At 65.5% G+C, this 22,127-nt stretch carries 22 protein-coding genes; 17 read left to right on the plus strand and 5 right to left on the minus strand.

Annotated elements, in window-relative coordinates; translation table 11 throughout:
- Positions 1–49: 49 nt before the first annotated feature.
- Positions 50–2,368, minus strand: coding sequence for a family 1 glycosylhydrolase (locus tag NX780_RS15400; protein WP_258828753.1), 2,319 nt, complete (start codon positions 2,366–2,368; stop codon positions 50–52).
- Between the two features lie 306 nt (positions 2,369–2,674).
- On the opposite strand from NX780_RS15400, the gene trpS reads away from it, so the two are divergent.
- Together trpS and NX780_RS15410 are read left to right on the plus strand one after the other, a co-directional pair.
- Complete coding sequence (gene trpS, locus NX780_RS15405; RefSeq protein ID WP_258828754.1) at positions 2,675–3,700, plus strand: tryptophan--tRNA ligase; 1,026 nt, start codon at positions 2,675–2,677, stop codon at positions 3,698–3,700.
- Positions 3,701–3,849: 149 nt separating this feature from the next.
- The gene (locus tag NX780_RS15410; protein WP_258828755.1) at positions 3,850–4,899 is read left to right on the plus strand and encodes a zinc ribbon domain-containing protein; all 1,050 of its coding nucleotides are present in this window, start codon (positions 3,850–3,852) and stop codon (positions 4,897–4,899) included.
- Here NX780_RS15410 and NX780_RS15415 read toward each other — a convergent pair whose 3' ends face one another.
- Positions 4,900–5,346: a DUF3597 domain-containing protein gene (locus NX780_RS15415; protein ID WP_258828808.1), complete on the minus strand. Its 447-nt coding sequence runs from the start codon at positions 5,344–5,346 to the stop codon at positions 4,900–4,902. It abuts the gene before it with no gap.
- Positions 5,347–6,011: 665 nt separating this feature from the next.
- Here NX780_RS15415 and NX780_RS15420 point away from each other — a divergent pair.
- The 5 genes from NX780_RS15420 (at position 6,012) to alaS (ending at position 11,628) form a co-directional block, all read left to right on the plus strand.
- Entirely contained in the window at positions 6,012–6,362 is a 351-nt protein-coding gene (locus tag NX780_RS15420; protein WP_258828756.1) for a DUF1294 domain-containing protein, read from the plus strand.
- A gap of 18 nt (positions 6,363–6,380) precedes the next feature.
- On the plus strand, positions 6,381–7,145 hold the full coding sequence (gene ugpQ, locus NX780_RS15425) for a glycerophosphodiester phosphodiesterase (RefSeq protein ID WP_258828757.1): 765 nt from the start codon (positions 6,381–6,383) through the stop codon (positions 7,143–7,145).
- A 101-nt stretch (positions 7,146–7,246) separates the two neighbouring features.
- A complete protein-coding gene (locus tag NX780_RS15430; protein ID WP_258828758.1) occupies positions 7,247–8,227 on the plus strand; it encodes a flagellinolysin in 981 nt (326 codons plus the stop codon).
- Positions 8,203–8,916 carry a flagellin gene (locus NX780_RS25330; protein ID WP_258828759.1) on the plus strand — a complete coding sequence of 238 codons (714 nt, stop codon included), beginning with the start codon at positions 8,203–8,205 and terminating at the stop codon, positions 8,914–8,916. Before NX780_RS15430 ends, NX780_RS25330 begins: the two co-directional genes overlap by 25 nt.
- 102 nt (positions 8,917–9,018) lie before the next feature.
- Positions 9,019–11,628 (plus strand): alanine--tRNA ligase, encoded by a 2,610-nt coding sequence (alaS, locus tag NX780_RS15440; RefSeq protein WP_258828760.1) that lies wholly within the window; start codon positions 9,019–9,021, stop codon positions 11,626–11,628.
- Between the two features lie 51 nt (positions 11,629–11,679).
- Here the strand turns inward: alaS and NX780_RS15445 are convergent, their stop codons facing one another.
- Positions 11,680–12,300: a PEP-CTERM sorting domain-containing protein gene (locus NX780_RS15445; RefSeq protein WP_258828761.1), complete on the minus strand. Its 621-nt coding sequence runs from the start codon at positions 12,298–12,300 to the stop codon at positions 11,680–11,682.
- A gap of 551 nt (positions 12,301–12,851) precedes the next feature.
- Between NX780_RS15445 and NX780_RS15450 the strand changes: the two genes are divergently transcribed.
- From NX780_RS15450 to NX780_RS15465, 4 genes are all read left to right on the plus strand, one after another.
- Complete coding sequence (locus NX780_RS15450; protein WP_036216507.1) at positions 12,852–13,079, plus strand: sulfurtransferase TusA family protein; 228 nt, start codon at positions 12,852–12,854, stop codon at positions 13,077–13,079.
- A 205-nt stretch (positions 13,080–13,284) separates the two neighbouring features.
- Complete coding sequence (locus tag NX780_RS15455) at positions 13,285–14,034, plus strand: electron transfer flavoprotein subunit beta/FixA family protein (RefSeq protein ID WP_258828762.1); 750 nt, start codon at positions 13,285–13,287, stop codon at positions 14,032–14,034.
- Positions 14,035–14,052: 18 nt separating this feature from the next.
- Positions 14,053–14,982: an electron transfer flavoprotein subunit alpha/FixB family protein gene (locus tag NX780_RS15460; protein ID WP_258828763.1), complete on the plus strand. Its 930-nt coding sequence runs from the start codon at positions 14,053–14,055 to the stop codon at positions 14,980–14,982.
- Between the two features lie 93 nt (positions 14,983–15,075).
- A complete protein-coding gene (locus NX780_RS15465) occupies positions 15,076–16,866 on the plus strand; it encodes an acyl-CoA dehydrogenase (RefSeq protein ID WP_258828764.1) in 1,791 nt (596 codons plus the stop codon).
- A gap of 132 nt (positions 16,867–16,998) precedes the next feature.
- On the opposite strand, the gene NX780_RS15470 is transcribed toward NX780_RS15465, so the two are convergent.
- The gene (locus NX780_RS15470) at positions 16,999–17,412 is read right to left on the minus strand and encodes an NINE protein (protein ID WP_258828765.1); all 414 of its coding nucleotides are present in this window, start codon (positions 17,410–17,412) and stop codon (positions 16,999–17,001) included.
- Between the two features lie 93 nt (positions 17,413–17,505).
- Between NX780_RS15470 and NX780_RS15475 the strand changes: the two genes are divergently transcribed.
- The 6 genes from NX780_RS15475 (at position 17,506) to NX780_RS15500 (ending at position 21,242) form a co-directional block, all read left to right on the plus strand.
- The gene (locus NX780_RS15475) at positions 17,506–18,237 is read left to right on the plus strand and encodes an AAA family ATPase (RefSeq protein ID WP_370663616.1); all 732 of its coding nucleotides are present in this window, start codon (positions 17,506–17,508) and stop codon (positions 18,235–18,237) included.
- A 156-nt stretch (positions 18,238–18,393) separates the two neighbouring features.
- The gene (gene rpsP, locus NX780_RS15480; RefSeq protein WP_036216003.1) at positions 18,394–18,642 is read left to right on the plus strand and encodes a 30S ribosomal protein S16; all 249 of its coding nucleotides are present in this window, start codon (positions 18,394–18,396) and stop codon (positions 18,640–18,642) included.
- 17 nt (positions 18,643–18,659) lie between these two features.
- Positions 18,660–19,217 (plus strand): ribosome maturation factor RimM, encoded by a 558-nt coding sequence (rimM, locus tag NX780_RS15485; protein ID WP_258828766.1) that lies wholly within the window; start codon positions 18,660–18,662, stop codon positions 19,215–19,217.
- A 26-nt stretch (positions 19,218–19,243) separates the two neighbouring features.
- Positions 19,244–20,005, plus strand: a complete 762-nt coding sequence (gene trmD, locus NX780_RS15490; RefSeq protein ID WP_258828767.1) for a tRNA (guanosine(37)-N1)-methyltransferase TrmD — start codon at positions 19,244–19,246, stop codon at positions 20,003–20,005.
- 110 nt (positions 20,006–20,115) lie between these two features.
- Positions 20,116–20,505 carry a 50S ribosomal protein L19 gene (gene rplS, locus NX780_RS15495; protein WP_258828768.1) on the plus strand — a complete coding sequence of 130 codons (390 nt, stop codon included), beginning with the start codon at positions 20,116–20,118 and terminating at the stop codon, positions 20,503–20,505.
- Positions 20,506–20,573: 68 nt separating this feature from the next.
- Positions 20,574–21,242 carry a CoA pyrophosphatase gene (locus tag NX780_RS15500; protein WP_258828769.1) on the plus strand — a complete coding sequence of 223 codons (669 nt, stop codon included), beginning with the start codon at positions 20,574–20,576 and terminating at the stop codon, positions 21,240–21,242.
- A 25-nt stretch (positions 21,243–21,267) separates the two neighbouring features.
- On the opposite strand, the gene NX780_RS15505 is transcribed toward NX780_RS15500, so the two are convergent.
- The gene (locus tag NX780_RS15505; protein WP_258828770.1) at positions 21,268–22,083 is read right to left on the minus strand and encodes an aminotransferase class IV family protein; all 816 of its coding nucleotides are present in this window, start codon (positions 22,081–22,083) and stop codon (positions 21,268–21,270) included.
- Positions 22,084–22,127: the final 44 nt, after the last annotated feature.

Genomic DNA, 22,127 nt, shown 5'->3' on the forward strand with positions numbered 1-22,127 from the left:
AATGCAGCACGGGTGAAGCGGCCTTTACGCTACATCGAGGAGCCGGGACTCAGCACTTCCCCGCCTGCACGGCTTCCGGCGGCGTCTCTTCCTGCTGCCGGTGTCCGCTCGCCACCGGCTGGCGGCTTTCGGCGGTGGCCTGCAGTTCCTCGATCTCCGGATCTTCGGTATTGCGCAGTTCGAGGTAGCGGTCGAGCGCCTGTTCCAGCCTTGGCAGCAGGATGCCGCGTTCACTGGTGAGGGCGCAGTAGGCCGGACGGGCGGCGGGGAAGGCGATCGGGCGCGCCTCCAGGCGGCTGGCATCGACGCCGGCCTTTTCCGCGGCCTTGAGCGCCAGCTCGGCCCAGGTCAGCTCGCCGCCATTGGACAGGTGCCAGATGCCGGCTTCACGGTCGATCGCCAGGTCCAGGCAGGCGTGCACCAGGTCCGGCACGTAGGTCGGGGTGATGGTCAGGTCGTTCGAGGCGGTGAAGGATTCGCCGCGTTCGAGGGCATTCAGCGCCAGGGTCACGAAGTTGTACTGGTCCCAGGGGCCGAAGAAGGCGCTGGTGCGCACCACCAGGGCCTCCGGGTTCTCGTCCAGCACCGCGACCTCGGCGTCGGCCTTGCTGCGGCCGTAGACGTTCAGCGGCGAGACCGCGTCCGACTCCACGTAGGGACGATCCCGCTTGCCATCGAAGACCAGGTCGCTCGAGAAGGTGGTCAGGTGCACGCCGTGGCGGGCGCAGGCCGCGGCCAGGATGGCGGGACCGGCGGTGTTCTCGCGGAAGCAGCGCTCGGCGTCGTTCTCGGCATCGTCCACGCGCACATAGCCGCAGGTGTTGATCACGGCCCAGGGCTGGTACCGGGCGAGGGCGCGTTCGACCGAAGCGGCGTCGGCGATGTCCATGTCCTGGCGCGAGAGCAGCTTGAAATTCAGGTTGCGCTTGCGGCAGACGCGGGCAAAGGCGCGGCCCAGGGTGCCGGTGGCGCCCAGGACCAGGATCGGCGCCGCGCTCGTGCCCACCAGGCGGTGGCCGTCGGCCGAGATCGAGGTGAGTGCGGCAGGGGTCGCGACCGGAGGATGGCAGAGGAAGCGTCCCGGACGGCGCCACCAGCCCTGGCCGCGCAGCACCGGATGCGACAACGGCGTGCCGGACGAGAGTTCCTTCATCATTTTCGCCAGCGCGGTCGGGCGCGGCGTGGGCGAGCGCACGTCGAAGGGACCCGGCTCGTAATAACCCTTGTTCTGGGTGACCAGGCTGTTCCAGTCAAAAGAGCCGAGCAGGGACCAGACCGTGACGGCGCGCACGTCGACGCCGTTCTGCTGCGACTGCTGGGCCGCTTCCCAGATCTCGAGCAGCCAGCGCAGCTGGTCTTCGCGGTTGGCGTCGATGTGGGCTTCGGTGATCGCCAGCGGGATGCCGTAGCGGTCCCAGACCTCCGACAGCAGCGGGGCGATGCCCGGGGTCGGCGTGGCCAGCACGCGCGAAGCCTCGATGTCGGCGCAAGGGATGCCGTCGGCGACGCCGCGGTGGTGTTCCGGGAAGCGCTCGGGACGGTGGTCGAGCCAGCGCTCGGAGGTCACGTAGTAGTTGACGCCGATGATGTCGGGCGGGCAGGGGGTCTCGCGGAACCACAGGAATGCTTCGGCCGGGATGCCGGTCTTGATCAGGTACTTCCACAGCTTGTGGTGTTCATCGACCATGCCGCACAGGAGATCCCAGGCCAGCCAGCGGCGCTCGTTGTAGAACTCGGCGACCTTGGCCATCTCGAGCGTGCCGTAGGTCTTGCCGAGGTCGTCGGTCTGGACCAGCTTGGCGTCCGGGTTGACGGCGCGGATGGCGCGCATCGACAGGACCACGGCGCGGCACTGGACGAGCAGGGCTTCGATGAAGGTGCGGTCGTCGCGGCCGTGCGGATACCAGACGCCATACAGGCCGGCGAAGCGGGCGGTGGTGCAGGGTTCGTTGACCGGGGTGTAGTACTCGAGCCACGGATAGCGCGCGGCGACGGCGCCGGCATATTCGGCCAGGCGTTCCGGGAAGGCAGGGTCGACCAGGCTGGTGTCGCGCGGTCCGCTGCCGTGGTGGACCAGGCCGGCGATCGGGGTGACGTTCGCTTCGCGCAGGGCAGCCAGGCGTTCGTCGGCCCAGCTCCAGTCGGCCTTGTCGATGCCTTCGGGGGCGGTGCGTTCCCACAGCACGGGGTAGCGGATGGCCTTGATGCCGGTGGACGCGAAGCGCCCGATGTCGCAGGCGCGGCCATGGTGGCCGTTACGGTCCAGCTGGCTGAAGTAGTCGTCGCGCACGCGGTTGACCGTGCATTCGAGGCCGCCCCAGAGTTCGAGGGGACGGGCGTGGCTGTTCGTGCTCTTTTTTGGAATCATCAATTTCACCAATATTAGTTTTCTAACAACAAATTCCCTGCAGCTCGGCGTCCCAGGAGAAAAAATGTCGGAAGGGGAGCCGGCCTGCAGGCCATGGGACCCGAAGCGGTTGACATCGGCGCGCCAACCTGCAACCATGCGGTCCATGAATTTTCCGAAAGCACATCATCTTTTCTTGACCTGGTGGCGCCGCTCCTAGCGCGCGGCCACAGGAAATGATCTGCATTTCGACTAACGCCGCCTCGATCCGGGTGGCGTTTTCACATCTAGCGCGGCAAGGAATCGGGGCACTAACCAGGAAACCCGATGAGCTCGACCCCTAATTCTTCCGCACCAATCATCCTGACCGGCGACCGTCCGACGGGCCCGCTGCACCTCGGCCACTTCGTGGGCAGCCTGCGCAACCGCGTGACCTACCAGGACACTTACCGCCAGTTCGTCATGCTGGCGGACGCGCAAGCGCTGACCGACAACATGGATGACATCGGTAAGGTACACCGGAACGTGGTTGAAGTGGCGCTCGATTACCTTGCCGTGGGCATCGACCCGGCCCGTACGACCATCCTGATCCAGTCCCAGATCCCGGAACTGACGGAACTGACCTTCTACTACCTGAACCTGGTGACCGTGGCGCGCCTGGAGCGCAACCCGACCGTCAAGCAGGAAATCATCATGCGCGGCTTCGAGCGCGACATCCCGGCCGGCTTCCTGACCTACCCGGCCAGCCAGGCGGCCGACATCACCGCCTTCAAGGCCAGCGTGGTGCCGGTGGGCGAGGACCAGATCCCGATGATCGAGCAGTGCAACGAGATCGTGCGCAAGTTCAACCGCACCTATGGCGGCGAGAGGGATATCCTGGTCGAGTGCAAGGCCATCGTGCCGGAAGTCGGCCGCCTGCCGGGCATCGACGGCCGCGCCAAGATGAGCAAGTCGCTGGGCAACACCATCAACCTGGGCGCCAGCGCCGACGAGATCCGCGCCGCCGTCAAGCAGGTCTACACCGACCCGCTGCACCTGAAGGTTTCCGACCCGGGCCACCTGGAGGGCAATGTGGCCTTCATCTACCTCGACGCCTTCGATACGGACAAGGCCGGCCTGGAAGAGATGAAGGCCCACTACACCCGCGGTGGCCTGGGCGACAGCGTCGTCAAGAAGCGCCTCGAGGGCATCCTGCAAGACCTGCTGGCGCCGATCCGCGCCCGCCGCGAAGAGTTCGCCAAGGACCGTGGGCAAGTGCTGCAGATCCTCAAGGAAGGCACCCTGAAGGCGCGTGAAGTGGCGGCGCAGACCACCGACGAAGTGCGCAAGGCGCTGGGCCTCTCGTACTTCTGATGTTCGCCGGGAGGGCGGTCTTGCCGCCCTCCCGGCGGTATCGTCCTCCGATACCGCCCGTACCATCACGTACGGCTCTTGCGTTAGATACTGGAACGCACTTTCTTCCCGTGGCAAGCTGCACGCTTCACTGTCACTGGAGAAATTCCATGAGCAAAGGCTTGCGCTTCACCGAGAAATGGCTGCAACGCGCCCTGTGGCTGGTCGCCTTCGCCTTCGCGGCATTCCTGATCGGCCTCGGCAGCGCCATCGTCGGCAACCTGTGGGATGTCGAGCCCGAACTCACGGTCGAGCAGTTCATGGACCCGGCCCAGGTGGCCGCGCTGCGCGCCGGGCAGGAGCAAGCCAGGGACCGGCGCGATGCCGCCCAGCTGGAATTCGAGCAGGCGACCCAGAAGCACGAGGTGGCGCGCTCGAATACCCGGACTGCGCGCGAGACCCTGGATAACTGGCTCGCCACACGTCACGCCACCGCGCGGCCGGACCAGGATCCGGAGCTGATCAACCGTACCAGGGCGGTCGACGCTTTGGCCGCCCAGGAGCGCACGGCGCTCGCGGCGGTGCAGGCGCAGGAGCAGGTCCTGCTCGACGCCAACCAGGCCCTGCAAAAGGCCGGGGACCGCTGGGAAAAGATGGAAGGTCCGGCCCGCGCGGCCTTCGTCGATGCGGCGCAGGCCAAGGAATTGCGCGTCTTCCTCTACCGCCTGGCGCTGACCCTGCCGCTGCTGGTGCTTGCCGGCTGGCTGTTCGCGAAGAAGCGCAAGGGCGCCTACTGGCCCTTCGTCTGGGGCTTCATCATCTTCGCCCTGTTCACCTTCTTCTTCGAGCTGGTGCCCTACCTGCCGAGCTATGGCGGCTATGTGCGCTACCTGGTCGGCATCGTCCTCACCTTCCTGGTCGGCCGCTACGCGATTGTTTCGCTGCAGCGCTACCTGGCGCGCCAGAAGGAGGCCGAGGCGCTGCCGGACGCGCAGCGCCGCCAGACGCTGCGCTACGACACCGCCCTGGCCCGGCTGGGCAAGAGCGTGTGCCCGGGCTGCGAGCGTCCGGTCGACCTGAAGGACGGCAGCCTGGATTACTGCCCGCACTGCGGCATCGGCCTGTTCGACAAATGCGGCTGCTGTACTACCCGCAAGAATGCCTTCGCACGCTTCTGCTTTTCCTGCGGGACGCCGGCCAATACCTCGCTGGCGGATTGATCAGTCGCGCAGGTCGGCGGGCACCTTGCCGCCGTTGGCCGCCAGCTTGTTCATGACCTGGCGGTGCAGCCAGATGTTCATGGCGGCCGAGTCGCCCGTGTCGCCGGTGTAGTGCAGCTCGGCGGCCAGTTCCTTGCGCGCCTGCAGGCTGCTGTCCAGGCCGAGCAGCTTCATCAGGTCGACGATCGAGGTGCGCCAGTTCAGCTGCTGGCCGGACGATTTCTGCATATTGGTCAGGATCTCCTCGACGTCGACCTGGTTCATCGCGGCCGGCGCGGCCTGGGCCTGGGGCTGGGCTTGCGGCGCGGCCTGCGGGGCGGCCTGGGGCGCGGCCTGGGGAGCAGCCTGCGGCTGGGGCGCCGGGGCCTGGGCCTGGGGCGCCGGTCCCTTGTTGGCGGCGTGGGATTTCGGGAAGATCTTGCTGAAAATATTGCTCAGGATGCCCATGTCATCTCCTTGGTTGGTGGATTGGGGGCGCATGCGTTGCGCCACGTGGCCCAGCGCCAGCGCCAGGGCGGCGCCGCCGATCGCCTTGACCAGCGTCGGATGTTCGGCATAGAAGGCGCTCATGCGGTCGACGATGCCCGGGTTTTGTTTCTCGGCCTGCTCGGCCAGTTCGCGCACCTGTTCGGGGGAGACCTGCGCGGCCTCTTCCGGCGTCACCTGCCTGCCGCCGCCGAACAGCTTGCCGAAGATGCCGCCGCCGATCGAGGACAGCATGGCCGGATTCAGCGAACCGAGCATCTGGTTCAGCATGCCGGCCCGGCCGTTCGCGTCGCTCTGCCCGAACAGCTGGCTGACGACCTGCGGGAAGGGCGGGGTCTGGTCCGAGCGCAGCGCGCTGGCCACGCCCTCGGCGACCGTCTCGCGCGGCGCGCTCTGCGCCACCCGGTCGAAGTCGTCCGCCGCCTTGTCCTGGTTGCCGCCGCCAAGGTATTGCGACAGTAAGTTGCCTAAGTCGAAGGCCATCTGGTTCTCCTGCTCGTGAGTCGGTTGAAGGTCGAGGGTAGGCGCTTTGTGCGGATGTCTCTGTTCGCTATCCCACCGTCGCGCCGCGAACTGGACCATTTGCCGTATGGACATCCAGACTTGCCGAAGGTAAGCTTTTGGGCATGCCTTACTTGCCGCTCCTGCTGTTCGCTGCCATCTACGGCTTCGCCGCGCTGTCGTGGAAGCTGCCGCCCCTGGTCGGCCTCGCCTACCTGGCGGTCAGCCTGGGCTGCTTCTTGGCTTATGCCATCGATAAATCGGCGGCGCGCAACAAGAGCTGGCGCACGCCGGAAGCCTGGCTGTTGCTGCTCGGCCTGGTGGGCGGCTGGCCCGGCGGACTGCTGGCGCAGCAGTGGCTGCGCCACAAGACTTCGAAAGTGTCGTTCCAGTGGAAGTTCCACGTGAGCGTCGCCGTCAACATCGGCCTGTTCGTCTACCTGTCCCGGCAGCTCGCTGCGCCGGCCATCGACTGAACCCGCGAAAGGAAGAGCATGTGGCCCTATCCCCGGATCCTGGCCCACCGCGGCGGCGGCACCCTGGCGCCCGAGAACACCTTCGCGGGCCTGAGGCGCGGCATGGACTTCGGTTTCCGCGCCGTGGAATTCGACGTCATGCTGGCGCGCGACGGCGTGCCGGTGGTGATGCATGACCCCTACCTGGGCCGCACCGTGAGCGGGGCCGGCCACGTGTTCGACTATGACGGGCTGGAGCTGGCGCGCATGGATGCCGGCAGCTGGTTCGGCGTCGACTACCGGGCCGAAGTGGTGCCGCTGTTCGTCGAGTTCGCCCAGTTCTGCAAGGCCAACGGCATCTGGATGAACATCGAGATCAAGCCTGCGCGCGGCTTCGACGTCGAGACCGGCGAGACGGTGGCCCGCATCGCGCGCGCCATGTTCGCGGACGAGCTGGCGGGCGGCCAGCTGGCGAAACTGCCGCTGCTGTCCTCGTTCAGCTTCGCCGCGCTGGAGGCGGCGCGGCGCGTGGCCCCCGACCTGCCGCGCGCCTGCCTGATGAGCGAGCTGCCGCCCGGCTGGGAGCCGCTGGCGCGCTCGGTCGAGGCGAGCGCGATCCATGCCAACCACCGCCACCTGACCCCGGCCCTGGCCCGCGCCGTGCTCGATGCCGGCTTCGGACTGTTCTGCTACACCGTCAACGAGCCGGCGCGTGCGGCTGAACTGCTGGGTTGGGGCGTGGAAGCTTTCTGCACCGACCGCATCGACCTGATCGGCCCGGATTTCGGGCGCAAGGCGGCTTAGCGCGTATCAAGGAATTCTTTAGCAAAATAATCATCCTGGTCCTCAAGTAGTGTGACCAGTTGTCGTTAATGACATGCGACCACCCCGAGGTGCATGTCATTATGTCAATATCAATCACGACCAACGTCCTGTCGATGGGCGCGCAGCGCGCGCTCAGATCGCACAATACGGCCCAGGAAAAGCTGATGGAACAGCTGTCCGCGGGCTCGCGCATCAATGGCGCGCGGGACGACCCTGCCGGGCAGGCGATTTCCTCGCGCATGGCATCCGGCCAGCGCGGCATCAGCCAGGCCCTGCGCAGCATCAATGACGGCGCCTCGATGCTGCAGGTGGCCGAGGGCGCGATGGCGACCGTGGTCGAGAGCCTGCAGCGCCTGCGCGAGCTGGCGGTCGCGTCCGGCAACGGCAGTTACGGGGACGGCGACCGCGCCGCCCTGCAGACCGAAGCGCTGGAGATCCTCGCGCACATCGACCAGGTGGGCGAGCAGACCAGGTTCAACGGCGAGACCCTGTTTTCCCAGGACGGCGGCAGCATCGGCGGCGACGAGAAGAAGCGGCGCGTGCTCGACGGCCTCAAGAGCGGCTGGCTGAGTTCGGCCGAGCAGATGGTCAAGCAGTACTACGGGATCGAGGGCGACGGGGTCAAGATCACGGTCAGCCTCGATACTACCGACGGGGCCGCCGGGGTACTGGCCTCGGTGTCGGGCGCCGACGTCGGGGGCAAGTACACCAACCTGCACCTGAATCTCGACATGGCCGATTTCGGCTCGGGCGACACCCGCGACGGCGGCGGCTCGCCGTACTACAACGACCGCGTCGTCGCGCACGAGATGGCGCACGCGGTCATGTCGCGCACCATGAACTTCACGGCGCTGCCCGACTGGTTCGTGGAAGGCACGGCGGAGCTGATCCAGGGCGCCGACGAGCGCGTGCGCGGCTCGATCGCGAGCGGCAACTCGGTCGCCACCATCGTCGCCGGGGTGGCGGGCGGCGGCTTCGTCTACGAGGGCGGCTACCTCGCCGCCCGCTACCTGCACGACAAGCTCAAGGGCCTGGGGTGGAAGGCGGCATCAAGGGCGTGATGCAGTACCTGAACCAGAACCAGGGCGCCAACCTGGGCCAGGCCCTGAACGCCGTCAGCAAGGGCGAAATCGCATCGGAAGCCGCCTCCCTGGCCGATTTCGGCGGCATCAACGGGGTGAACTTCGTGAACACGAAGGTCAACCTCACGAATGCCGACACCGGCGCCATCGGCGGCCTCGATGCCGACGGCGGCCAGGCCCTCGACGCCCGCGCGGTGGTGGCGGATGCGGGCGACAACAATGCGAAGGATGGATTGGCCGGCTTCGAGGTGGCCTACCCCGAGCTCGGCGGCGGCACGGGCATCCGCCGGGTGCAGATCCAGGCGGGGGAGGGCGCCGGCGAATTCATCGAGCTGCAGTTCTCGGCCATGAACGCGCGCGCGCTCGGTCTCGCCAACCTCGACATGCGCAGCGGCGCCATCTCGCTGCTGCACGTGGACGAGGCGCTCGACTTCGTCAACAAGCAGCGCGTGGCGGTGGGCGCTTCCAGCAACCGTCTCGACATGGCGGCAAGCAGCCTGCAGAGCGACGCCGTCAACATGGCGGCGGCCAAAGAGCGCATCGATGGCGTCAATGTCGCCACATCGGCGGCGGGCCTGACGCGGGCCCAGATCCTGCAGCAGGCGGCATCGGCGATGCTGGCGCAGGCGAACCAGCAGCCAAGGGCGGTGCTGTCGCTGCTGCGCTGAGCCTCCGGGGGCGTAAATATCGGCCCGACTGATAAGCGGCGCCCTGGCTACGCTATAATCGTTTTTTTATAGCGTACGCTCCCCTATTTCCGCCCCCAAGACATGAAATCCTCCGAAATCCGCGAAAAGTTCCTCAAGTTCTTCGAGTCCAAAGGCCACACCATCGTCCGTTCCAGCCCGCTGGTGCCGGGCAACGACCCGACCATGCTGCTGACGAACAGCGGGATGGTGCAGTTCAAGGACGTGTTCCTGGGCCTGGATACGCGCCCGTACTCGCGCGCCACCACCGTGCAGCGCTGCGTGCGCGCCGGCGGCAAGCACAATGACCTGGAAAACGTCGGCTACACCGCGCGTCACCACACCTTCTTCGAAATGCTGGGTAACTTCAGCTTCGGCGACTACTTCAAGCGCGACGCGATCAACTACTGCTGGGAGCTGCTGACCAAGGTCTACATGCTGCCCGCCGAGAAGCTGACCGTGACCGTCTACTTCGAGGACGACGAGGCCTACGACATCTGGGCCAACGAGATCGGCGTGCCGAAAGAGCGCATCATCCGCATCGGCGACAACAAGGGCGCGCGCTACGCATCGGACAACTTCTGGCAGATGGCCGACACCGGCCCCTGCGGCCCCTGCACCGAGGTGTTCTACGACCACGGCGCCGACATCTGGGGCGGTCCTCCGGGCTCGCCGGAAGAAGACGGCGACCGCTTCATCGAGATCTGGAACCTGGTGTTCATGCAGTTCAACCGCGATGAATCGGGTACCCTGACCCCGCTGCCGAAGCCGTCGATCGACACCGGCATGGGCATGGAGCGCCTGGCCGCGGTGCTGCAGCACGTGCACAGCAACTACGAGATCGACCTGTTCCAGGCCCTGATCAAGGCTGCCGCGCGCGAAACCGGCGCGACTGACCTGGAGAACAACTCGCTGAAGGTCATCGCCGACCACATCCGCGCGGCTTCCTTCCTGATCGTCGACGGCATCATCCCGAGCAGCGAAGGCCACGGCTACGTCCTGCGCCGCATCATCCGCCGCGCCCTGCGCCACGGCCACAAGCTGGGCCAGACCAAACCGTTCTTCCACAAGCTGGTGGCGGACCTCGACATCGAGATGGGCGAAGCCTATCCGGAACTGCGCGAAGCGAAAGACCGCGTCGCCCAGGTGCTCAAGGCCGAGGAAGAGCGTTTCGGCGAGACCCTGGAAAACGGCATGAAGATCCTGGAAGCCCAACTCTCCAAGGATGCGAAGAACCTGGACGGCGCCACCGCCTTCACCCTGTACGACACCTATGGCTTCCCGCTGGATCTCACCGCCGACATCTGCCGCGAGCGCGGCGTGACCCTGGACGAGGCAGGCTTCGCGGCCGCGATGGAGCAGCAGAAGAAGACCGCGCGCGCCGCCGGCAAGTTCAAGATGGCCGCCAACGTCGAGTACGCGGGCGAGAAGACCAAGTTCGTCGGCTACGAATCGCTGGCCCACAACACCCACGTGCTGGCCCTGTACGCGGACGGCGTCTCGGTGCAGGAACTGAAGGCCGGCCAGGCCGGCATCGTGGTGCTGGACACCACCCCGTTCTACGCGGAGTCGGGCGGCCAGGTGGGCGACCAGGGCGTGATCCGCCTTGGTTCCAACGTGTTCGAAGTCGAAGACACCCTGAAGATCCAGGCCGAAGTCTTCGGCCACCACGGCGTGCTGCGCGAAGGTTCGCTCAAGGTCGGCGACACCGTCGACGCGCAAGTGGACACCGTCAAGCGCGCGCGCACCATTCGCAACCACTCGGCGACCCACCTGATGCACAAGGCCCTGCGCGAAGTGCTGGGCTCGCACGTGCAGCAGAAAGGCTCGCTGGTCGATGCCGAGAAGACCCGTTTCGACTTCAGCCACTCGGCTCCCCTGACCGCTGAAGAGATCGCGAAAGTGGAAGCCATCGTCAACCGCGAGATCCTCGAGAACCACGCTACCGCCGCGCACCACATGTCGTTCGACGACGCGGTGAAGCACGGTGCGATGGCGCTGTTCGGCGAGAAGTACGGCGACACCGTGCGCGTGCTGGACATCGGCTCCTCGAAAGAGCTGTGCGGCGGCGTGCACGTGACCCGCACCGGCGACATCGGTCTCTTCAAGATCGTGTCGGAAGGCGGCGTCGCAGCCGGCATCCGCCGCGTCGAGGCCGTGACCGGCGAAGGCGCGCTGGCCCTGGTGCAGTCGATCAACCGCAAGCTGCAGGAAGCCGCCGGCGCCCTCAAAACCAGCCCGGACGAACTGCCGTCGCGCATCGCCCAGGTGCAGGACCAGGTCAAGTCGCTGGAAAAGGAAGTGGCCGCGCTGAAGTCGAAGCTGGCTGCGGGCCAGGGCGACGAGCTGGTGACCAAGGCCGTCGACGTGAACGGCATCAAGGTGCTGGCCGCGACCATGGAAGGCGCCGACGTCACCGCGCTGCGCGAAACCATGGACAAGCTGAAGGACAAGCTGAAAACCGCCGCCATCGTGCTGGCCAGCGTTTCCGAAGGCAAGGTCAGCCTGATCGCGGGCGTGACCAAGGACGCCACCGGCAAGGTGAAGGCCGGCGAACTGGTGAACTTCGTCGCCCAGCAGGTGGGCGGCAAGGGCGGCGGCCGTCCGGACATGGCGCAGGCCGGCGGTACCGATCCGTCGGGCCTGCCGCAGGCGCTGGCCGGCGTGGCCAACTGGGTGGGCGAGCGCGCGTAAGCGTCTCCCCCGCCGATGAACGACGCCGCCTTCGGGCGGCGTTTTGTTTTGTCATTGACGGCGTGTGCGGCGGCGGGCCAGCGCCGCCGCACCGATCGTCAGCAGCGCCAGCGAGCCCGGTTCCGGCACCGCCGCCGCATCCTCGACGTCGATCCGGAAGCCCGCCACCGCCGCGTTGAGCAGCTCCGCTCCCATCGTCCCATCGATTCCGGTAAGCGGCCCCTGGTCCCACAGCACGTTGTCGTTGTAGTAGTAGAAGTTGCTGTTGGCGTCTTCCGTGAACGCGAACTCCAGCAGGTATTCCTTCCCGGTCTCCAGCACCACGCCCGCCAGGCCAAAGTCGGTCCAGTCGCGGCCGTTCGTGCTGACGTTCGAGCCGCCGCTGGCGAGGGTGGCGAGCTTCTTCAGCGTGACGCTGTCCTTCGAGATCTCGTACAGGCCGAACGACACGTCCATGCCGCTCAGGTCGTGCAGGAAGCCGATGCTGTTGACGGCCTGGCGCGCGCTGACGCCGAAGGTGATGCCGCGGCCCATGGACCAGCTGTCGTTGATGGCCATGCCTTCGAAGCCGGTAGCGTCGTTGGGTGGGATGATGGTGATGGGGGCGGCCTGGGCCGCGCCGCCGAGGAAGAGGGCGGTGCACAGCAGGGTGCGAAGCAGGTTTGCAAACATGGGCGTCTCCTTGTTGTGGGAGTTGGCATTCCAGCAAGACCTATGCCAAGAATGCGATTTTGTTTGCAAACAAAGACTTGCATCACACTGGTTGGTAACGTTTCCAAGTGCTGTAATATTTTCCGACAGTCCATGCCCGCCGCAGGGCCGAGGGCTACAAGGTCGACGTGCGCCGGCTGAGCCCGAAAGGCGTGGCGTCGTACGCGCCGCTGGCCTCGAACCACGAGGATGCCGGCCGCCAGAAGAACGGCCGCGTCGAGCTCGTCGAGCAGTAATCCTCCTGGCGCCGCGCTCGCTTGCAATCCGTGGGGGAGGGCCGCATCTACGTCTTGACGCACCGCGATAGTGCCGCTTGCCGGTCCGGTGCGCCGCCTTTGCCGCGCTCTGGTGCACAACCATGATCCAATTCACAATTGGTTGCAGTTTTGCAACAATGTGTGACTATTTTGGTGCGCTGCGTCATACTGCCGGAAAAGGAGTAGTATTCGACTTCCGAGCACCACCTACTTTGCAGGCATGCGATGAGCGACACCACTATCGACATTGATACCATGGAATTCCAGAGAGACCTGGATGCGCGCGGGCTGAACTGTCCGCTGCCGATCCTGAAAGCCAAGAAGGCACTCGCCGAGATGGAAAGCGGACAGGTGCTGCGCATCGTGGCCACCGATACCGGTTCCGTGCGCGACTTCCAGGCTTTCGCCAAGCAGACCGGCAATGCCCTGCTGGCGCACACCGTCGAGAACGGCGAATTCACCTTCCTGATGCGTCGCAAATAATCACCATCGCGACGCGCGCACACTGCGGGGCAGGCCTGTGTCCGCCCCGTATTCCGATTCCCGACACCTTGTAGAAACGCACTTTAGTCGGAATCCTCTAGCAAAAAATCGCACGATCGTGCTTTAATTTCGACCTGAAGCCGAAATTCTCTTATAATCTAGGCCATTTTCGTCTGTCACCCATTCCATTTTCTAAAGGCACCCTATGAAAGTCCTGGTACCCGTCAAACGCGTGGTCGACTACAACGTCAAGGTCCGCGTCAAATCCGACGGCAGCGGCGTGGATATCGCCAATGTCAAGATGTCGATGAACCCGTTCGACGAGATCGCGCTGGAAGAAGCCACGCGCCTGAAGGAAGCCGGCAAGGTCACCGAAGTGGTCGCCGTGTCGGTGGGTGTGCCCCAGTGCCAGGAAACCCTGCGTACCGGCATGGCGATCGGCGCCGACCGCGGCATCCTGGTCGAGACCGCTGTCGAGACCGAGCCGCTGGCAGTGGCCAAGATCATGAAGGCCTTGGCCGACAAGGAACAGCCGCAGCTGATCATCCTGGGCAAGCAGGCGATCGATGACGATTCGAACCAGACCGGCCAGATGCTGGCTGCGCTGCTGGGTTGGCCGCAAGCCACCTTCGCATCGAAAGTCGTGCTGGAAGACGGCAAGGTCACCGTCACCCGCGAAGTCGACGGCGGCCTGGAAACCGTGCAGCTCACCCTGCCGGCCATCGTCACCACCGACCTGCGCCTGAACGAGCCGCGCTACGTGACCCTGCCGAACATCATGAAGGCCAAGAAGAAGCCGCTGGAAACCGTCAAGCCGGAAGACCTGGGCGTCGACGTGACCCCGCGCCTGAAGACCCTGAAAGTCACCGAGCCGGCCAAGCGCTCGGCCGGCGTCAAGGTGCCCGACGTGGCGACCCTGGTGCAGAAGCTGCGCACCGAAGCCAAAGTCATCTAATCAAATTAGGAAAAGAACATGGTCGCACTCGTCATTGCTGAACACGACAACGGCTCCCTCAAGGGCGCTACCCACCACACCGTGACCGCTGCCGCCCAGTGCGGCGGCGAGGTCCACATCCTGGTCGCCGGATCTGGCTGCGGCGCCGCCGCCGAAGCCGCCGCGCAGATCGCGGGCGTCTCGAAAGTGCTGGTCGCCGACGCGCCGCACTTCGCCGACGGCCTGGCCGAGAACGTCGCCGAGCAGGTGCTGGCGATCGCCGGCGGCTACTCGCACATCCTGGCTCCGGCAACCGCCTACGGCAAGAACATCCTGCCGCGCGTGGCCGCCAAGCTGGACGTGGCCCAGATCTCGGAAATCACCAAGGTCGAGTCCCCGGACACCTTCGAGCGCCCGATCTACGCCGGCAACGCCATCGCCACCGTGCAGTCGGGCGACAGCGTCAAGGTCATCACCGTGCGCGGCACCGCCTTCGACGCGGCCGCTACCGGTGGTTCGGCCGCCATCGAGCAAGTCTCGGCAGTGGCCGATTCGGGCAAGTCGGCTTTTGTGGGCCGCGAACTGGCCAAGTCGGACCGTCCGGAACTGACCGCCGCCAAGATCATCGTGTCGGGCGGCCGCGGCATCGGCTCGGCCGAGAACTTCAAGCTGCTCGAGCCGCTGGCCGACAAGCTGGGCGCCGCCATGGGCGCCTCGCGCGCGGCGGTCGACGCCGGCTTCGTGCCGAACGACTGGCAGGTTGGCCAGACCGGCAAGATCGTCGCCCCGACCCTGTACATCGCGGTCGGCATCTCGGGCGCGATCCAGCACCTGGCCGGCATGAAGGACTCGAAGACCATCGTCGCCATCAACAAGGATCCGGAAGCGCCGATCTTCTCGGTGGCTGACTACGGCCTGGTGGGCGACCTGTTCGAAGTGGTCCCGCAGCTGGTCAAAGAACTGGGCTAATCGACCCATAAGCTGTCTATCGTCGCTCCCGTGTGGCCTCAAGGCTGCGCCGGGGCGACGTTTTTACGTGAAGCGTCACATCAGGAGACAAAGGTGAGCTATCAAGCCCCGCTGAAAGACATGCAGTTCGTGCTGAACGAACTGGCGAACCTGGCCGAGATCAACCAGCTCCCGGGCTGCGAAGACGCGACCCCGGATACGGTGGACGCCGTGCTGGAAGAGAGCGCGAAGTTCTGCGGCGAAGTCGTCGCCCCGCTGAACCACGCCGGCGATAAAGAACCGAGCTTCTGGCGCGACGGCACGGTCACCACCTCGAAGGGTTTCAAGGAGGCCTTCCGCGCCTTCGCCGACGGCGGCTGGCAGGGCATCCAGCACCCGGGCGAATTCGGCGGCCAGGGCCTGCCGAAGCTGGTCGCGACGCCGTGCATGGAAATGCTGCACGCCGCGAACCTGTCCTTCGCGCTGGCCCCGCTGCTGACCGACGGCGCCATCGAGGCGCTGCTGACTGCAGGCTCGGATGAGCAGAAAAAGCTGTTCCTGGAGCCGCTCATCAGCGGCAAGTGGACCGGCACCATGAACCTGACCGAGCCGCAGGCCGGCTCGGATCTCGCCGCCGTGCGCACCCGCGCCGAGCCGCAGGGCGACGGCACCTTCAAGATCTTCGGCACCAAGATCTTCATCACCTACGGCGAGCACGACATGGCGGAGAACATCATCCACCTCGTGCTGGCGCGCACCCCCGATGCGCCGCCGGGCGTGAAGGGCATTTCGCTGTTCATCGTGCCGAAGTTCCTGGTCAACGCCGACGGCTCGCTGGGCGCGCGCAACGACGCCCACTGCGTCTCGATCGAACACAAGCTGGGCATCAAGGCTTCGCCGACGGCGGTCCTGCAGTTCGGCGACCACGGCGGCGCCATCGGCACCCTGGTGGGTGAGGAGAACCGCGGCCTCGAATACATGTTCATCATGATGAACGCGGCCCGCTTCGGCGTCGGCATGCAGGGCGTCGGCCTGGCCGAACGCGCCTACCAGCAGGCCGTCGCCTTCGCCAAGGACCGCATCCAGTCGCGCGAAGTGGCTGGTTCGCCGGGCCCGGTCGCCATCATCAACCACCCGGACGTGCGCCGCATGCTGATGTCGATGCGTTCGCAGACGGAAGGCGCGCGTGCGCTGGCCTATGTCGGCGCCGCTTTGTCTGACCTGGCGCACAACCACGCCGACGAGGCGACCCGCAAGGCCAACCTCGCGGTCTACGAATACCTGGTCCCGATCATCAAGGGCTGGTCGACCGAGATGAGCGAGAACGTGGCGCGCGACGGCGTGCAGGTCCACGGCGGCATGGGCTTCATCGAGGAGACCGGCGCGGCCCAGCACTACCGCGACGCCAAGATCCTCACCATCTACGAAGGCACGACCGCCATCCAGGCGAACGACCTGGTGGGCCGCAAGACCGTGCGTGACGGCGGCGCCGTGGCCAAGGGCCTGGTCAAGCAAGTGCGCGCCGTGGAAGCCCAGCTGGGCGAAGTGCAGGGTGAGGAGTTCGCCGCGATCGCACGCCAGCTCAAGCTGGGTTCCGCCGCCCTGGAAGAGGTGGTGGACTTCGTCGTGGCCAACGCCAAGTCGGACGTACGCGCCGTGTTCGCGGGCAGCGTGTTGTACCTGAAGCTGGCCGGCATCGTACTGGGCGGCTGGCAGATGGCGCGCGCGGCCCTGGTCGCGCAACGCAAGCTGGCGGCGGGCGAGGGCGACGCCTCCTTCCTGCGCGCCAAGATCGCGACGGCCCGCTTCTTCGCGGACCACGTGCTGTCCTCGGCCCCTGGCCTGCGCACCGCGATCGTGGAAGGCGCGCCGGGCGTGCTGGCGCTGGACGTCGAGCAGTTCTGAGGTTGTTGTAGGGTGGGCGGGTCTTCCCGCCCACGCGTTCAAACAGTGCGTGAATAGCCTGCGCGTTTGTTCACGCGTCGGTTGAACGCGTGGGCGCTGGAGCGCCCACCCTACGTTAAACCGGTAGTCCCATCACCCGTAAGCGCCGCCGGTGTACAGCAGATCGAATACCCGCGCGATCGTCCCGATCAGCACGATCGCCCCGACTCCGAGGATCAGCACCAGCAGCAGCGGCAGCATCCAGTTCGAGCGCGAGGCCTTGCCGCTGCCCTTGTTGTACTGCGCGTCCCAGGCCTCGTCCGGGCTCAAGCCGATGACCAGCCCCTCGACGAATCCCGCGATGTACGACAGCAGCATCGGCAGCAGCACATAGAAGGGGTGCGGCTGCACCGCGCCCCACAGGATGCCGGTCAGGGGGAGGGCGCACAGGTGGAGCAGGCCGAGACGGTCGGTGCCGCCCTTCAGGTAGAAACGGTGTACGCCGAAGCCGCCCAGCAGCAGGGCGAGGAGGGTGGCGAAGGTCTTGTTCTTGTGCGCGACAGCCATGAGCGTTGCCAAAAGTTCAGGAAAACAGGAGTATGGTGCAAAATGACAAGGAAGGCACGCATTGCGTGAACCCAGTCAGGCACCCAGGCCACCATGTTCAAGTCACGTTCCTATCTCACGGAAGTCCAGATGAAGCCGACCGCACCGGTCGAGCCGCCGTTGTTTCCGTTCACGCTGCCGGCCATCCGGTCGCTCGAACGCTTGCCTTTGCACCCGAACGTGACTTTCCTTGTCGGGGAAAACGGCTCCGGCAAGTCGACGCTGCTGGAAGCGATCGCGGTCGGCATGGGATTCAATGCGGAAGGCGGCAGCCGCAATTTCAATTTCGCCACCCGGGCCTCCCATTCCGAATTGCATGCGTACTTGCGCCTCGTGCGCGGCGTCGCGCGTCCGCGCGACGGTTACTTCCTGCGGGCAGAAAGCTTCTACAACGTCAGCAGCGAGATCGAGCGACGCGGCGTGCAGCAGTTCTATGGCTCCAGATCGCTGCATGAGCAGTCCCATGGCGAAGCCTTCCTGGCCCTGTTCATGAACCGTTTCGGCAGGGAAGGGTTCTATGTGCTGGACGAACCCGAGGCGGCCCTGTCGCCGCAGCGGCAACTCGCCCTGCTGAGCCGCTTGCACGATCTCGTCGGCGAGCACAGCCAGTTCCTCATCGCCACCCATTCGCCCATCCTGATGGCCTACCCGAACGCCACCATTTACGAGTGTGGCGAACATGGCATCCGCGAAATCGCCTACGAGGATACCGAACACTACCGCGTCACCCGCGATTTCCTTGCCAATCCGGCGCGCATGCTCAAGGTGCTGATGGGCGAGGAGTAGGGGAAGGTGGCCTTGTGGCGAAAAATGAGCGATAATGCGCAATTCTCCGAACCTCACGTTGCGTGTCCGCCGTGTTGCTATAACGCTTGCCCCTATCTAGGCTTACGCGCTATAATCGTCGGCTTTCTCCGTCCAATACAACTTTTTGGAATTATTATGGTCGTTATCCGTTTGGCTCGTGGCGGCGCAAAAAAGCGCCCGTTCTACAACATCGTTGCAACCGATTCGCGCAACCGTCGCGATGGCCGTTTCATCGAGCGCATCGGTTTCTACAACCCGATGGCTTCGGGCGCTGAAGTCGGCCTGCGTATCGCTGCTGACCGTCTGGCTCACTGGCAAGGCGTTGGCGCACAACTGTCGCCGACCGTTGCTCGCCTGGTCGCCAACCAGCAGCCAGCAGCCTAAGTAAAGCAGGTCAAGGCTTGACCGATTCGGCAGCGTCCGGGGTGCAAGTCCCCGACGACCTGGTCCAGGTCGGTTACGTGTCCGGCGCATTCGGGATCGTGGGTGGACTTCGCGTCACCCCGTTCTCGGTCGATGCCGACGCGCTGCTGAAGGTCAAGACCTGGTGGCTCGACAAGCCGGCCCAGCGCTCCGTCTCCGTGCGGACCGTGAAGCTGCATGGCGGCGACGTGGTCGCCACCCTGGTCGGCATGCGCGACCGTAACGAAGCCGAAGCGCTGAAGGGCGCCGGGGTATTCGTGGCGCGCAGCGAGTTCCCGAAGCTCGAGGAAGGCGAATTCTACTGGTCCGACCTGATCGGGCTGGACGCGGTCAACCTGGAGGGCGAAGCCCTTGGCAAGGTGACCGACATGATGCACAACGGCGCGCAGTCCATCCTGCGGATCACGCCGGCGGCCGAGGAAGGTGCTCCTGATGCGAAAGTGTCGGAGCGCCTCGTGCCGTTTGTGGATCAGTTCGTCAAGACCGTCGACCTGGGCGCAAAAAAGATTACCCTGGACTGGGGTCTGGATTATTGACCCGGTCCGTCTGAAGCGAGGTCCCGATGCAGTTTGACGTCGTGAGCTTGTTTCCAGAAATGTTCGTTGCATTGACGCAGTCGGGCGTGACCCGGCGCGCGATCGAGCAGAAGCGCTGGGGCCTGACGATCTGGAATCCGCGCGATTTCACGCAGGACCGCCACCGCACCGTGGATGACCGCCCGTATGGCGGCGGCCCCGGGATGGTGATGCTGGCGAAACCGCTCGAGGCGACCATCGCCGCCGCGAAAGCGCGCCAGGTCGAGCTCGGCTTGCCGGCGCCGCGCGTGGTGTTCATGTCGCCGCAGGGTAAACCGCTGACGCATGAACGTGCGATGGCCTTGAAGAACGAGCCGGGACTGGTGATCCTGTGCGGCCGCTACGAAGCGGTGGACCAGCGCCTGCTGGACCGCTGTGTCGACGAGGAGATCTCGATCGGCGACTTCGTGCTGTCGGGCGGGGAATTGCCGGCCATGGCGCTGATGGATGCGGTAGTCAGGCTGCTGCCCGGCGTGCTGGGCGACGAAGCCTCGGCGGTCGAGGACAGCTTCGTCAACGGCCTGCTCGATTCGCCGCATTACACGCGCCCGGAAGTCTACGAGGGCGAGGCGGTGCCGCCGGTCCTGATGGGTGGCAACCACGCCGAGATCGTCAAATGGCGCCGCCAGCGCATGCTGGAAGCGACGTGGAAGAAGCGGCCGGAACTGCTGGACAAGGCGCGCGCCGCCGGCCAGCTGACGAAGCTTGATGAAAAGTTTCTGGCGGAGCTGAACCAGCCTGCCGAATAAGAATGTGCTTTGTGCACATGTGAAGGCGGACATGTTGTCCGCTTGTTTAACCCCATCCTCTACCGGGCAACCAGTACAGCGCCGGCAAGATGGTCATTGGAGTGATAAAAATGGATCTGATCCAACAACTCGAGCAAGAAGAAATTGCGCGCCTCGGCCGCAACATCCCTGACTTCGCACCGGGCGACACCGTGGTCGTCAGCGTCAACGTCGTCGAAGGCAACCGCAAGCGCGCCCAGGCATACGAAGGCGTCGTCATCTCACGTCGTAACCGCGGCCTGAACTCGAACTTCATCGTTCGCAAGATCTCGTCGGGCGAAGGCGTCGAGCGTACCTTCCAGCTGTACTCGCCGCTGATCGCTTCGATCGAAGTGAAGCGTCGTGGTGACGTCCGTCGCGCCAAGCTGTACTACCTGCGTGAGCGTTCGGGCAAATCGGCACGTATCAAGGAAAAGCTGCCGCAGCGTAAAGCAGCTGCTGCTCCTGCTGCCGCTGAGTAATAGCGTCCGTGTCATGAGAAAGGCATCCGCAAGGATGCCTTTTTCTTTATGTGCTGGAAGAATGTGTTTTGAGCAAGCCTCTGTTTGATCCCACCCTGATGCCGGTCGAAGGCCTGGCCGGCGAAGCGCCGCTCGCGCCCGCCCAGCTGAGCGCCGAGGCCGTGCGCGCCCGCTTCGCGCAGACCTTGCCCTGGGATCCGGAGGCCTCCGACGAGGCGCTCAGCGCACCCGCCTTGCGCCTGCGCCGCGCTGCCGTGCTGGTGCCGCTGGTCGAACGACCCGACGGGCTGCATGTGCTGCTGACCAAGCGCACCGATCACCTGTCCAGTCACGCCGGCCAGGTCAGCTTCCCCGGCGGCCGCGCCGAAGAACTGGATTCCTCGCCGATCGAGACCGCGCTGCGCGAGGCGGAAGAAGAGATCGGCCTGCACCGCCGCCACGTCGAGATCATCGGCGTGCTGCCCGAGCACGTGACCATCAGCGCCTACCGCGTCCTGCCTGTCGTCGCCCTGGTGCAGCCGCCCTTCGAGCTGAGCGCCGATCCGGGCGAGGTGGCCGAGATCTTCGAAGTGCCGCTGGCTTTCCTGATGTCCGGCGCCAACCACGAGCGCCGCTCCGTGGCGCTGCCGGACGGGGCAGGCAAGCGCCGCTTCTACGCGATGCCCTACCAGGGCTATTTCATCTGGGGTGCGACGGCGGCCATGCTGCGCAACCTCTATCACTTCCTGCGCGCCTGATCCGGGATGCGAACCTGCCGGGCCGCTAGATGCTTAAGTACGGTTCAGCCTGCCAAGCTTCATTCAGCGTCCCCTTCAATGCTTCCGCGACGGGGAAGCCGTGCTCTCCGATGGCCGTGACCGGCACGCCCGGCGTCCAGGAATTCATTACAGCCGCGCCCGAGAACTGCGCCAGGTCGCCGCGCCTGATCTCCTGCCGCCGCTGCGGGATGCCCATGCGCTCCAGTTGGCGCTTGACGATGCGCATCGTGGTGCCGAGCAGCAGTTCCGCCTCGGGCCAGACCACGGCTTGACCGTCCCAGAACACGAGATTCCAGATCGACGCCTCGCTGAGCCTGCCATGCCGGTCGACGAAGGCCGCGTCGTCGAATCCCTGCTCGAGGGCCCGGTGGAGAAAATAGGTCTTGGCCCCTTCGCCGACGTGCTTGATCGATGCCAGGTGGCGTTCGTGCGCGACGGCCTGCAGTCGCAGGGGGTGCGCAGGTCCGTCGTGCGGCGGGCCGCTGCGCACGAGCACCGATGGCAGGGCGCCTTTGCTGGCCGCCGTGAATTCGCCGTCCGGAACGAACAGCGTCACCGTCAGCGACATGTCGGCAGGCCCCTGCTTGAGCGCGAGGCGGATGGACGCCAGGATCTCCTCGTCCGGCAGGGCCTTCCCGAACAGGGCAAGCGAGGCTTCGCGCAGGCGCGCCAGGTGCAGGTCCATGCCCTTGGCCTTGTGGCCGCGGATTTGCATTGCAGTAAAATGTGCGAAACCCGAGAAGGCCAGCGGCGCCAGTTCGGAGGCGCTTGCCGCCTGATTGTTGATCAGTGTCGGGTAAGCTGTGGTGTGAACGGACATTGTTTGCTCCTTGAAATCGTCATGGGAGAAGGCAGTCTAGAACC

Source organism: Massilia agri, from assembly GCF_024753255.1.
In the GTDB taxonomy this organism is placed as follows: domain Bacteria; phylum Pseudomonadota; class Gammaproteobacteria; order Burkholderiales; family Burkholderiaceae_D; genus Telluria; species Telluria agri.

What these genes read in the sequence shown, in the direction of transcription:
- NX780_RS15445 (WP_258828761.1), bottom strand. Translation starts at nt 12,300, where the DNA reads ATGTTTGCAAACCTGCTTCGCACCCTGCTGTGCACCGCCCTCTTCCTC.
- NX780_RS15420 (WP_258828756.1), top strand. Translation starts at nt 6,012, where the DNA reads ATGCCTTACTTGCCGCTCCTGCTGTTCGCTGCCATCTACGGCTTCGCC.
- trpS (WP_258828754.1), top strand. Translation starts at nt 2,675, where the DNA reads ATGAGCTCGACCCCTAATTCTTCCGCACCAATCATCCTGACCGGCGAC.
- trmD (WP_258828767.1), top strand. Translation starts at nt 19,244, where the DNA reads ATGCAGTTTGACGTCGTGAGCTTGTTTCCAGAAATGTTCGTTGCATTG.
- NX780_RS15505 (WP_258828770.1), bottom strand. Translation starts at nt 22,083, where the DNA reads ATGTCCGTTCACACCACAGCTTACCCGACACTGATCAACAATCAGGCG.
- NX780_RS15460 (WP_258828763.1), top strand. Translation starts at nt 14,053, where the DNA reads ATGGTCGCACTCGTCATTGCTGAACACGACAACGGCTCCCTCAAGGGC.
- NX780_RS15475 (WP_370663616.1), top strand. Translation starts at nt 17,506, where the DNA reads ATGTTCAAGTCACGTTCCTATCTCACGGAAGTCCAGATGAAGCCGACC.
- NX780_RS15430 (WP_258828758.1), top strand. Translation starts at nt 7,247, where the DNA reads ATGTCAATATCAATCACGACCAACGTCCTGTCGATGGGCGCGCAGCGC.
- NX780_RS15450 (WP_036216507.1), top strand. Translation starts at nt 12,852, where the DNA reads ATGGAATTCCAGAGAGACCTGGATGCGCGCGGGCTGAACTGTCCGCTG.
- NX780_RS15410 (WP_258828755.1), top strand. Translation starts at nt 3,850, where the DNA reads ATGAGCAAAGGCTTGCGCTTCACCGAGAAATGGCTGCAACGCGCCCTG.
- NX780_RS15400 (WP_258828753.1), bottom strand. Translation starts at nt 2,368, where the DNA reads ATGATTCCAAAAAAGAGCACGAACAGCCACGCCCGTCCCCTCGAACTC.
- NX780_RS15470 (WP_258828765.1), bottom strand. Translation starts at nt 17,412, where the DNA reads ATGGCTGTCGCGCACAAGAACAAGACCTTCGCCACCCTCCTCGCCCTG.
- ugpQ (WP_258828757.1), top strand. Translation starts at nt 6,381, where the DNA reads ATGTGGCCCTATCCCCGGATCCTGGCCCACCGCGGCGGCGGCACCCTG.
- NX780_RS15455 (WP_258828762.1), top strand. Translation starts at nt 13,285, where the DNA reads ATGAAAGTCCTGGTACCCGTCAAACGCGTGGTCGACTACAACGTCAAG.
- rplS (WP_258828768.1), top strand. Translation starts at nt 20,116, where the DNA reads ATGGATCTGATCCAACAACTCGAGCAAGAAGAAATTGCGCGCCTCGGC.
- alaS (WP_258828760.1), top strand. Translation starts at nt 9,019, where the DNA reads ATGAAATCCTCCGAAATCCGCGAAAAGTTCCTCAAGTTCTTCGAGTCC.
- NX780_RS15415 (WP_258828808.1), bottom strand. Translation starts at nt 5,346, where the DNA reads ATGGGCATCCTGAGCAATATTTTCAGCAAGATCTTCCCGAAATCCCAC.
- rpsP (WP_036216003.1), top strand. Translation starts at nt 18,394, where the DNA reads ATGGTCGTTATCCGTTTGGCTCGTGGCGGCGCAAAAAAGCGCCCGTTC.